Here is an 11,934-nt window from a genome sequence, read left to right on the forward strand (position 1 = left end):
AATGGCGGGCAGTTCACGTAAACCATCAGCTGACCGGTCGAGACTGGCACCCTTCAACACGGTGGGCACCAGTTCTCGAATCAACCAATCGGTGAGAGCAGCCGTCGCCTCGTTCGTCGCCGGTACTGTGATCACCGGCACGGCAGACGATTCCATCAGTCTGTTCCAATCTCCACGCTCGGCGCCAGAGCCGAGGAGTTAGATACGTCCAGGCGCCGCGGGGGAATCGCCCAGTTCGTCGGCTGCCATGTCTTCGGCGAGGGCGCTCGAAGCCGTGTGGTGGTTGCCGGTATGGGCTTCCGCACGCATCCGCGCGACCATGTGCGGGTAGTGCATCTCGAACGCAGGACGCTCGGAACGGATCGGGGGCAGCTCGGTGAAGTTGTGCCGCGGCGGCGGGCAGCTGGTGGCCCACTCGAGGGAGTTGCCGAACCCCCACGGGTCGTCGACGGTCACGACTTCACCGTACCGGTAGCTCTTGAAGACGTTCCAGATGAACGGCACCGTCGAAGCACCCAGGACGAAGGAACCGATCGTGGAGATTGAGTTCAGGACCGTGAAGCCGTCCGAGGGCAGGTAGTCGGCGTAGCGGCGCGGCATACCTTCGTTCCCCACCCAATGCTGGACCAAGAACGTCATATGGAAGCCGACGAAGGTGGTCCAGAAGTGCCACTTGCCGAGGCGCTCGTCCATCATCCGCCCGGTCATCTTCGGGAACCAGAAGTAGATGCCGGCGTAGGTGGCGAACACGACGGTGCCGAAGACCACGTAGTGGAAGTGGGCAACCACGAAGTAGCTGTCTGTCAACTGAAAGTCGAGCGGCGGGCTCGCCAGGAGCACGCCGGACAGGCCACCGAAGAGGAAGGTGATCAGGAAGCCGATGGAGAACAGCATCGGCGACTCGAACGTCAACTGCCCCTTCCACATGGTACCGATCCAGTTGAAGATCTTCACCCCGGTCGGGACGGCGATCAGGAACGTCATGAACGAGAAAAACGGCAGCAGGACCGCGCCGGTGGCGTACATGTGATGCGCCCACACCGCGATCGACAGGGCCGCGATGGCGAGGGTCGCGTAGACCAGACCGGTGTAGCCGAAGATCGGTTTGCGGGAAAAAACCGGGAAGATTTCCGAGACGATACCGAAGAACGGCAGTGCGATGATGTACACCTCGGGGTGACCGAAGAACCAGAACAGATTCTGCCACAACAATACTCCGCCATTGGCCGGGTCGAAGATGTGACCGCCCAACCTACGATCAACCAACAGAGCCGCCAACGCCGCGGTCAGGAGTGGGAAAGCGATAAGGATCAAGATGGAGGTGACGAAGATGTTCCAGGTGAAGATCGGCATCCGAAACATCGTCATACCGGGGGCCCGCAGGCACACAATCGTGGTGATCATGTTGACGCCACCGAGGATCGTGCCCAATCCGGAGAGCATCAGCCCCACAATCCAGAAGTCAGCGCCCATTCCCGGCGAGCTGACTGCAGAACTGAGTGGCGTGTAAGCAGTCCAGCCGAAGTCCGCGGCACCACCGGGGGTGATGAAGCCGGCCGTGGTGATGATCGCGCCGAACAGGTACAGCCAGTAGCTGAACGCGTTGAGTCGCGGGAACGCCACGTCGGGGGCGCCGATCTGCAGCGGCAGGATGAAGTTGGCAAATCCGAACACGACAGGAGTCGCGTACAGCAGCAGCATGATCGTGCCGTGCATCGTGAACAGCTGGTTGTACTGCTCATTCGACAAGAACTGCATACCCGGCACCGCGAGCTCACTACGCATGATCAGCGCCATCAAGCCGCCGATCAGGAAGAAGACAAATGAGGTCACCAAATACATGATCCCCAGCACCTTCGGGTCCGTCGTAGTGATCATCTTGACGATGAACGACCCCTTAGCTGCCTTACGCGGAGGATACGGTCGCGAGGGGACCGGTGTAGGGGCGATGGCGGTCATATGTTCCCGCTTCCTGTCGAGACACAAGTGATGAGACGTTCTGCAGCTTAGATCACCTACTATGCACCATAGTAGTTGGGTGACTTCGGGAGGTTCGCAGCGAGTACCCGTTCCCACTGAGGTACCACACTCAGACCGGCAGACGTACTACCAATTACGTTCCGTGACGGTAGGATTCGGCGGCACGCTACGGCTCCTCTCTCCCACAGAAAATCGGTTGCGTAGATCAGAATCGCTGACATCGCCCTTCGCGCTACGACCTCCTATATCCGGGCAGCATTTCGACTGCCACGAGGCACGCAAGGGGCTACCACCACGGGTGACGTGGTGGTCAATCAGACGAGGTCCACCACCCGCTGTGCATATTTTGCAGCGTCTGGGAGCACGGGTGGCGCAACGGATAACCTGTCCTTTGTCAGGTCGCTGTGGGCAATCATGAAACCGGAGCACCCCGCAATATCCTCTCGTCTCTTTGATGCGCTTCTTCCGTACGTTGGACCCGATTCGGCCGCACACTGGGCAACGATCTTTGCGATCAAACCCCTCTGAGACCCCAAGGGTGGGACCCTGCTGATGCCCGCGCGTGGCCTCGGGTTGGCGCCTACCATCCCCGAGCATCACGCGCTGGACGTTTTCATTCACATGACAAATACCCGAACTGGTCTCGGTTACACGGATCGCTATCCAAACCTGTCCGGCAGGTCGTCAAGCCGATAATCTCTCCTGCATCCACGTCAGGTTGACGACTGGCGCAGGATCAATCCCCACAGCATTCGGTCTTACAGGCGAAAGTTCCAGAGCCCGTCTGCATGAACCTACTCGCCAGGACGCCACCCGACATTCGACAGCTTCCGGGAAGCGCGGCGGTTCGTGTCGACTTCGCTGTCAGTCGACACGATGCCTGCGAACCGAGCGGCACAGCGCCACAGCATTCGAGGAGGCCGAAACCGGCGAGGATCAGCCCGCCGCATAACACCCATCGGACTCACGCACCTTGATGCGATGAAGGGGCGGGGCCTCCCGCTCCCGTGGTTCCCGGCGAATGCTGGGGGTGTCACATCTACACACGACGGAGGAGGCCCCTATGAGCGAGTATGACGGAAAACAGTTCGTCCGGATCGACCTGCACCGGCAACGCTCGGTGATCGTCCGACAGTCCGACACGGGAGAGCAACTCTCCACCGTGCGGATCATCAACGACCCGGCCTCGTTGGTCATGCAGCTCGAGAAAGCCGGAGAACACCCGGAGGTGGTACTCGAAGCCACCTACGGCTGGTACTGGGCGGTCGACGCACTGCAGGCCGCCGGTGCACGCGTACATCTGGCACACCGTTGGGTGTCAAAGGATTCCGCTACCGTCGTGTGAAGAACGATGTCCGCGACGCGTCTGATCTGGCGGATCTGCTGCGGATGAACCGTCTACCCGAGGCCTGGATCGCGCCTCCTCCGGTGCGGAAGCTGCGCGAGTTGGTGCGCTACCGGGCAAAGCTGGTCGCGATCCGTTCAGGCCTCAAGGCTCAGGTACACGCAGTGCTCGCCAAGGAAGGCCAGTTGATCCCCGTTTCGGACCTGTTCGGCGTCGACGGCCGCCGACGGCTGGCGAAGATCCCACTCGGCGCGGCGTACGCGCAGCGGGTTATCTCACTGCTCGAGGTGATCGACGTCCTCGACAGCCACGAGGCACGCTTCACCACCGCGATCGCCGGCCAGCTGCGGAACCATCCCGGCTACCGCGTCATTCAGCAGCTGCCCGGCGTCGGCCCGGTCCTCGGTGTGAACCATCCCGGGTCCGATGCACACACTGTTATTTGTGTGCGACCGGTTGATCGGCACGTTCTGCAGCGTAGTACCTGGCCTCGTACTCGGTGGGTGGGATCCGCCCAAGGCGGTGCATCAGCCGGTCGGTGTTGTACCAGTGCACCCACGCCGAGGTGGCCTCCTCGACGTCGCTGACGGTGCGTAGCGGCCCGATGCGGAACGGGGAGTCGTCGGCGATGCACTCGGCCTTGTAGAGCCCGACCGTCGTCTCGGCGAGGGCGTTGTCGAAGGCGTCGGCCACCGACCCGATCGACGGCAGCAGTCCCTGCAGGAACAAGGTCTCCCCGAAGCGCAGAGCCGTATATTGCGACCCCGCGTCGCTGTGGTGAATAGTGTTTCCGCGCAATGGGTTACCTTGCATCGTCCGCAAGGTGCAGGCCTGGTTCACCGCCCGCTGCACGAACGCGGTCTCCTTCGACGTCGACACCTCCCAACCGACGATCGTGCCGGCGAACGCATCGATGACGAACGCCGTGTACGCGAAGCCGGACACCATCCGGACGTACGTGAAGTCCGCGACATAGAGCGCGTCGGGCCGATCGACCCGGAAGTTCCGGTCGACCAGATCCGGCGGCCGCGGCGCCGACGGCTCCGGCACGGTGGTGCGGACCCTCTTCGCCCTGCTGGCACCGCGCCACCCGTTGACGCGCATGAGCCGTTCGACGGTGCAGCGGGCCACCTCGATGCCCTGACGGCGCAGGTGGGCCACATCTTCAACGAGCCGTACAGCGACTCCGGCCTGCGTCGACCGTGCTCGTCCCGCTCGACGTAGTAGGAGGCCAGCACCGCGGTGATGGTGGCGTCCCACAATGCCCGTTTCGACAACGGCCGGCTGCGCCAGGCGTAGAAGGTTCTCGGGGCGATCGTGCACCCGTGCTCGGTGAGCACCCGGCAGATCGGTACGACCCCGAACTGATCGCGGTGTTCGGCGATGAACCGGCAGATCACTTGCGTGGCGGGTCGCACTCCCGCGCGAAGAAAGACGTTGCAGCCTTCAATATTTCGATGGTCTTCTCGAGCTCGGCGTTCTTCCGCCGCAAAGCCCGCAGTTCGGCCTCAGCCTCCGATGCCGACGCAGCCGGGGTGCCGCCACCCGCCGCCTCGGCCTTGCGGACCCACACCCGCACCGTCTCCGTCTTCAGGGACATCCGCTCGGCGATCGTACGGATCGCCTCGTACTCCGAGGCGTACTCGTCACGGTGTTCGAGGACCAGGCGCACGGCCTTCTCCCGCACCTCGGCTGGATAGACATTCGGCATAAGGATCACCTTCCCAAGAAAGAAGGTGTGCATCAAACTCGGGACGATTCAGTGCGGTATTCGTCGCCGAAATCGGAGACGCTCAACGGTTTGCGGGACCGGACGGGTTGTGTTCGTGGGCGGGACTGACCCCGCGTCACCACGAGTCGGACACCGTCGTCCATCGTGGGCACATCACCAAGCAGGGCAGCAAACTGGTCCGATGGGCGGCGGTCGAGGCCATCCAGCACCAACCCGCCGCCACGAAGATCTCCGTCGATCGTGCACGCATCGAGGCCCGCCGCGGCAAGAACATCGGGAAGATCGCCGCGGCCCGCAAGCTGCTCACCCTCGTCTACTACGGGCTGCGCGACGAGCACATCCGCGCACTGGCCTACAAGAGGACGGCGGCGTGAGCACCCCGGACGCAGCACGCGCGCGGCCGCTAATTTGTCTGACCCCCGCATCGCGGCGTGGTCGTGCCGCTTGATTGACCCCGCGTGTTGCCACCGCACCGCTCCATGTCCGCCCCATCGCCGGACGAAGGGATGACCGGCAGCCGGAGGAATTTGGCCCTGCCCCAAACCCATACGCATCACACTGGAGACGTTGCCGCACAACAACTACACATCGCCCCCGGACTCTCGCATCAGTGTGCGCCGTTCCGGGCCACCGTCAAGATCGTTCGTCCTCGCTGCGCTGCGGGCGCTGCATCTTGACCGATGGCCCTTGCCCGGCGCCGTCCACATGGAGGCCGGAACGGCTTGAACAGCACCCTTGACAGGCCGCCCCTTCAGGGATGACAAGTTCCGAGGGTGCAGAAGCCGTTGGACACGGGTGGTGGCCTACGATGAGCAGTGGGCCACCCGGGGCGACCGATGCCGCGAGTCGACGGAACAGCACCTCGCGCGACCCTGCCGGATGCACGTAGTGGATGGAGGTCAGGTCAGAGTGCTCCTCGGCGAGTGTCTCTATGGCGAAGCAGCTTTGGACCCAGTCGATCCGGCTGGTGATGTCGGCGTCGAGGGGTTTCGGCGTACTCTCGTGCGTAGCGCAGCCAGTGGTGGCGATGTCCACCGCCCTCACTCGCCAGCCGCCGTAGGCGAGCCAGATGACGTCGGTTCCGTGTCCGCAGCCGACGTCCAGTGCGGTGCGGTGCGGTGCGGGGCGTGAGATCCTCCCAACACACCCAGAAGCGCAGTCCGGGACCGGCGAAGCGCTGACATCGATCACCGGTTTTGGATCACCCGTATCGGAACATCTACTATGCTACATAGTAGTACATCGCCGTTACTCGGCTGCCGCACCCGGTCGGTCCGTACACGACGAGGTACTGAACCGTCAGTTTGTTTGGGGGTCACATACCCCCACCCACCCACTATTCAGGGAGTTTGCACGTGAGCCAGCCAGGCCGTCCTGTTGTTCTGATCGCCGACAAGCTCGCGCCGTCCACCGTCGAGGCATTGGGCGACGGTGTGGAGGTGCGTTGGGTCGATGGACCTGATCGCCCGGCCCTGCTCGCGGCGGTGCCCGAGGCCGATGCGATCCTCGTCCGTTCCGCCACCACCGTCGACGCCGAGGTTCTCGCCGCCGGTACCAAGCTGAAGATCGTCGCCCGCGCCGGCGTCGGCCTCGACAATGTCGACGTCCCGGCTGCGACCGAGCGCGGTGTCATGGTGGTCAACGCCCCGACGTCCAATATTCATACTGCAGCCGAGCACGCTGTCGCGCTGATGCTCGCCGCGACCCGGCAGATTCCCGCCGCCGATTCCACCCTGCGTGACCGTGAGTGGAAGCGCAGCAAGTTCAACGGTGTCGAGATCTTCGGCAAGACCGTCGGCGTCGTCGGGCTCGGCCGGATCGGTCAGCTCTTCGCTCAGCGTCTTGCAGCGTTCGAGACGCACGTCATCGCCTACGACCCCTATGTGTCGGCTGCCCGTGCCGCCCAGTTGGGCATCGAGCTGGTTTCGCTCGACGAGTTGCTGGAGCGCGCCGACCTGATCTCGGTGCACCTCCCGAAGACTCCTGAGACCAAGGGACTGCTCGGTACGGAGAACCTGGCCAAGACCAAGAAGGGTGTCGTCATCGTCAACGCCGCCCGCGGTGGCCTGATCGACGAGGCGGCGCTGGCCCAGGCCATCAAGTCGGGTCACGTGCGTGCTGCGGGCCTCGACGTGTTCGAAACCGAGCCCTGCACGGACAGCCCGTTGTTCGACCTTCCCGAAGTCGTCGTGACGCCGCACCTCGGCGCCTCCACGACTGAGGCTCAGGACCGTGCCGGCACCGATGTCGCGAAGTCCGTACTGCTCGCTCTTGCCGGCGATTTCGTTCCCGACGCCGTCAACGTGTCCGGTGGCGCCGTGGGTGAGGAAGTCGCCCCGTGGCTCGAAATCGTGCGCAAACAGGGTGCGCTCCTCGGGGCGCTGTCGGGCGAGGTCCCCGTCAATCTGTCCGTCGATGTGCGCGGCGAGCTCGCCTCCGAGGACGTCGAGGTGCTGGCACTGTCGGCTCTGCGTGGCGTGTTCTCGGCGGTGATCGAGGACGCCGTGACGTTCGTCAACGCTCCTGCCCTCGCGGAAGAGCGTGGCGTGACGGCCGAGGTCACCAAGGCCGCCGAGAGCCCCAACCACCGTAGCGTCGTCGACCTTCGCGGCGTCTTCGGTGACGGCAGCGTCATCAACGTATCGGGTACCCTGACCGGTCCTCAGCAGGTCGAGAAGATCGTCAACATCAACGGACGCAACTTCGAACTGCGCGCCGAAGGCCTGAACCTGGTGATCAACTACACCGACCAGCCGGGTGCGCTCGGTAAGATCGGCACCCAGCTGGGCAACGCCGGCATCGACATCCAGGCCGCTCAGCTCAGCCAGGACGCCGAGGGCGAGGGTGCGACCATCCTCCTCCGCGTCGACCGGGAGGTGCCGACGGAGGTGCGGGACGCGATCTCCACCGCCGTCGGCGCCACCAAGATCGAGCTCGTCAACCTGGTATAGTCGCCCTGCAGTGGCCTCCGTTGGCAAACGGCTAATGGCGGATAGGAATCCGTTCGCCACGGACAGCACGAGCGGCATCATATGCCGCATCACTGCACACCTGTCGAGGTGGCCTATGAGACGAGAAGCTTCAGGCAGAAGCGAAGCGGCCGTCCTGGATTCTTATTGTTGCAGTGCAGATAGTTTCAGCTAGTTTTCTTTCAGTCGATCAACCGCTTTGGTTATCGAAATCCCCCTTGTGCAGTCCGGGATCACGTCGCGCTGGACACTGTGCACGTCAGGTCTCGGCTCGGTGAAGTTCACGCGCTAGGCGCATCGCTACCCATTGCGGTCGACACAGCACCCACTTACAGTGGCGCGATGAAACGCACACGCTGTAGCCAGGCTGAAGAGGGATCGCCGTTGTGACGCCAATCATTCCGGCGTCGACCGTCGCCGACTACGTCATCGCGCGTATCGCCGACCACGGCAGCAGTCATATCTTCGGCGTGGGTGGGGCGAACATCGAGGATGTGTACGACGCCATCAACCGGTTCGGCGAGGAGATGACCGGCATTGTCGCCAAGCATGAGTTCGCGGCCGCGGCCATGGCCGATGGATACTCCCGCAACACGAACCGGCTAGGCGTCGTGGCAGCGACGTCGGGCGGTGGTGCGCTGAACTTGATTGCCGCCCTTGGCGAGTCTTTCGACTCGAGGGTGCCTGTACTGGCTCTGGTCGGTCAGCCTACGAAGGTGTCGGAGGGACGCGGGGCATTTCAGGACACCAGCGGTCGCGCAGGAACGATCGATGCCGAGATCCTGTTCGCGCAGGTGTCCAGATTCTGCGCAAAACCCACCTCCGGCGCGCAGGTGCCCGAGCTGCTGGAACGGGCGCTCACGTCGGCATCCCAGGGTGGCCCGGCAGTATTGTTGCTGACGAAGGATATTCAGCGATCCGGAATCTGCGACCTAGCCACATCGATGCCGTCGGCCACCGCACCGGAGCCGGAGCCGTCCGTCGGCCTGGACCGCGCTGAAGCCCTGATCGCATCGGTCGACGGCGCTGTCGTTGTCATCGCTGGACCGGAGGTTGCCCGGGCCGACGCCCGGGCCGAGCTCGAGTCCTTCGCCGTAGCACTCGGTGCCCGGGTGGCTGTGGCGCCGGACGCGAAAGACGTCTTCCGCAACAGCCATCCGTTGTTCGCTGGAGTGACCGGCATCATGGGTCATTTGGGTGTGGCGGAACTGATCGCCGACGCGTCGCTGATCGTCGTCGTCGGTACCCCGCTGCCGCAAACCGCCCGCGGCGGGCTCGACGCGGCGTTCGCGACGTCGCGCATTGTGCACCTCGGCTCCCAGCCGCCGTTTCTCGAGGCCGAAATCAGCGTCGCTGGCCCGATCGGCAAGAACCTCGTCGCTCTGGCCGGCGTCGTCGATCGGCGTGGCCCGATTCACCCGGATGGGCCCGGTCGCCCTCTCCCGCTGAGAGTGCCCCCGGCCACCGGTCCGGGCGTTCGGTACAGCGAGGCCATCGCCGCGATCTCCGCGCAGCTGCCGCCGGGTACCGACGTGTTCGCCGACGCCGGGAACACCGGGGCCGCGGTCGTTCACCACTTACTAGTTCCGGACGACGGCCGCTTCGTGGTGGCCCTCGGCATGGGCGGAATGGGGTACTCGTTCGGTGCGGGCATCGGCAGCGCGCTCGGGCGAAGTCGACGGACCTTCGTGATCGCCGGCGACGGGTCGTTCTTCATGCACGGCCTCGAGGTTCACACTGCGGTCGAGTACCAGATCCCCGTCACCTTCATCGTGTTCAACAACAACGCACATGGCATGTGCCTCACCCGCGAGCAGCTCTACTACTCGGGGAAATACACCTTCAACACGTTCAGCCGGGCGCACATCGGCGAGTCGATCGCTGCGCTATTTCCCGGCATCACCGCGCGTGCCGCATCCACCATCGCGGAGGTCGAACTCGCACTCGCGGAAACCGCCGCAGCGTCGGGACCCGTGTTCATCTCGCTCGAATGTGATCCCGAGGAAATCCCACCATTTGCACCATTTCTGGAGGAGTTCACCTCATGACAACCCCCGCCGTCCCCGACCTCAACATTCCAGGCGTGTACCGAATAGAGAACATCAGCGTCAAGGAGGGCATGCCGATGATCTTGGACATGACCCGGGCCGTCTACCCGCACGATGACGTGTACGGGCAGTACTGCACCGTGCAGGACTTCATCGACGCGCCGCCGGACGAGGTGTTCGAGTACCTCTCGGACCCCCGCAGCCTGGAGGAGTGGACATACAGCATGCGCGGATTCGAGGAGACCGAGGAAGCAGGACTGTGGATCTCCGACGACCGAATCGGCGACAACACCAAGATCTACACTCGCACCGTCTCGTCCCCCGACGCCCGCACCGTCGACTACCACTGTGCGTGGGACCAGGACAAGCACCTGTGGATGATCTATCTGATGCGGGTGATCGACGCGCAGGTGGTGCTGAACAAGCCCGGCTCGGTGGTGCTCTGGACCAACTGCCACCACCCGTTCTACGACGAGAACCCATACCCCGAGACTGCGCCGTCGGACCGTGAGCCGTGGGTCGGCGACTTCTGGGAGCTGTTCTACGCCGGGCACCTGATGGAGCTGCGCAACTTGAAAGCGATTTGCGAGCACCGGTATGCCCACGGCCAGCCGATCACACCGGAGTGGATGAGATGAGCACACACGCCAGGACCATGGTCAGCCTCTCCGACGTATCCAGCTATCTTCCCAAGAACACGGTGAGCGCGGACTATTTTGGGCAGGACGCGAAATCGGACGATCTGGCATCCAACGTGATGTTCAAGGCGCCGGCGTTCCGACACCACGTCGCGCCCGACGAGTCACCCCCGGACATGATCGAGCAGGCCATCGGGCCGCTGCTCGAGCGTCAGGGCAGCGACATGCTCGGCGAGATCGACGTCCTGATTACACACACCCAGCTTCCTGACCTCGGCATTGTCGGCAGCGGCGGTGAGATCGCCCACCGGCTCGGAATCGTGCCGGAGTGGTTGATCGATCTGCACAACGGTGGATGCGCTTCCTTCGTCTACATGATGAAGATCGCGCGGCAGATCCTGCAGAGCACGGATGCCCGCTCGGCGCTGATCGCCACCACCCAGAACAGTGCTGGACAGATCTTCACCCAGGAACAGGTGCGCGCGTTGCCGCAGGCCGCGATCCCGGGCGACGGCGCCGGAGTGGGCCTGCTGACCAAGTCGGGCGATTCGCCGATTCTCGACATCGAATGCCGGCATGCTCCTCGATACGCCGGGCAGATGACCGTCTTGGCAGATCCCCCCGCAAGTACTGGGAGGCGGGCACCGGGCAAATGCACCTTGGCTTTACAGAGTCGAAGATCGCGAAGGTGTTTGCTCGCGGAAACAAACTCGTTCCGGAGGTTGCGGCCGAAGTGTGCCAACGGATCGGAGTCGCGCCCAACGAACTCGACTTGTTGGTGACCAATCAGCCGAACCGGCTGTTCCTCCGCAATTGGCGTGATGCTCTGATGCTTCCGAAGGAGCGGCATCCGGATACCTTCGACGAGTGCGGAAATCTTTTCGGCGCCGGCATCCCGGTGACGTTCGACCGCGCCGTCCGAGCCGGAGACGTCACGCCGGGATCGGTGGTGATGTTCGCCGGGTTCGCCCATGCGGGCGACTTCGCCGGCGCCGCGGCGGTGCACTGGTGCGGCGGCCAGTCTTGAGCGAGGGTCCGCCGGTTCGCCCTCATGCTGAACGAGAACCCCTTCGGGCCATAGCGTCGGTGCGACGGCCAACGTTGTTGTGTGCAGCCGCAGCGCCAGCGAGTCGCGGTAGGGACCGCCCTTACGGGCGGGAAACGGTTCAATTTTGACTTCTGGCTTCGCCTATGGATCAACGATGTCGTGTCGAATTGCTGC

General features: G+C 63.7%; 5 protein-coding genes, 4 pseudogenes and 1 other annotated feature. Of the genes and pseudogenes, 6 read left to right on the plus strand and 3 right to left on the minus strand.

Annotated features, from left to right (window positions below):
• Window positions 1-198 precede the first annotated feature (198 nt).
• The gene (gene ctaD / locus CBI38_RS36245; RefSeq protein ID WP_230990477.1) at window positions 199-1,959 is read right to left on the minus strand and encodes an aa3-type cytochrome oxidase subunit I; all 1,761 of its coding nucleotides are present in this window, start codon (window positions 1,957-1,959) and stop codon (window positions 199-201) included.
• Window positions 1,960-3,043: 1,084 nt separating this feature from the next.
• On the opposite strand from ctaD, the pseudogene CBI38_RS41015 reads away from it, so the two are divergent.
• Window positions 3,044-3,729 (plus strand): annotated as a pseudogene (locus CBI38_RS41015) (IS110 family transposase); the annotation flags it as partial.
• Window positions 3,730-3,763: 34 nt separating this feature from the next.
• On the opposite strand, the pseudogene CBI38_RS36260 reads toward CBI38_RS41015, so the two are convergent.
• Window positions 3,764-5,036: pseudogene (locus CBI38_RS36260) on the minus strand (IS3 family transposase).
• Window positions 4,633-4,764 (minus strand) — a sequence feature (AL1L pseudoknot). Its footprint overlaps the pseudogene before it by 132 nt.
• Window positions 5,037-5,086: 50 nt before the next feature.
• Here CBI38_RS36260 and CBI38_RS36265 point away from each other — a divergent pair.
• Window positions 5,087-5,431: pseudogene (locus CBI38_RS36265) on the plus strand (transposase); the annotation flags it as partial.
• Window positions 5,432-5,690: 259 nt separating this feature from the next.
• Here CBI38_RS36265 and CBI38_RS40900 read toward each other — a convergent pair.
• Window positions 5,691-6,248, minus strand: coding sequence for a class I SAM-dependent methyltransferase (locus tag CBI38_RS40900; RefSeq protein ID WP_109336234.1), 558 nt, complete (start codon window positions 6,246-6,248; stop codon window positions 5,691-5,693).
• A gap of 164 nt (window positions 6,249-6,412) precedes the next feature.
• Here CBI38_RS40900 and serA point away from each other — a divergent pair, with 164 nt between their 5' ends.
• The 4 genes and pseudogenes from serA to CBI38_RS36290 all read left to right on the plus strand — a co-directional run bounded on the left by serA (window position 6,413) and on the right by CBI38_RS36290 (window position 11,739).
• Window positions 6,413-8,008, plus strand: coding sequence for a phosphoglycerate dehydrogenase (gene serA / locus CBI38_RS36275; RefSeq protein ID WP_109336235.1), 1,596 nt, complete (start codon window positions 6,413-6,415; stop codon window positions 8,006-8,008).
• 404 nt (window positions 8,009-8,412) lie between these two features.
• Window positions 8,413-10,074, plus strand: a complete 1,662-nt coding sequence (locus CBI38_RS36280) for a thiamine pyrophosphate-binding protein (RefSeq protein ID WP_204165068.1) — start codon at window positions 8,413-8,415, stop codon at window positions 10,072-10,074.
• Window positions 10,071-10,712 (plus strand): SRPBCC family protein, encoded by a 642-nt coding sequence (locus CBI38_RS36285; protein WP_109336237.1) that lies wholly within the window; start codon window positions 10,071-10,073, stop codon window positions 10,710-10,712. Before CBI38_RS36280 ends, CBI38_RS36285 begins: the two co-directional genes overlap by 4 nt.
• Window positions 10,709-11,739, plus strand: a pseudogene (locus CBI38_RS36290) (3-oxoacyl-ACP synthase III family protein). Before CBI38_RS36285 ends, CBI38_RS36290 begins: the two are co-directional and overlap by 4 nt.
• Window positions 11,740-11,934: the final 195 nt, after the last annotated feature.

Origin of the sequence: Rhodococcus oxybenzonivorans (assembly GCF_003130705.1) — a bacterium.
GTDB lineage: Bacteria > Actinomycetota > Actinomycetes > Mycobacteriales > Mycobacteriaceae > Rhodococcus_F > Rhodococcus_F oxybenzonivorans.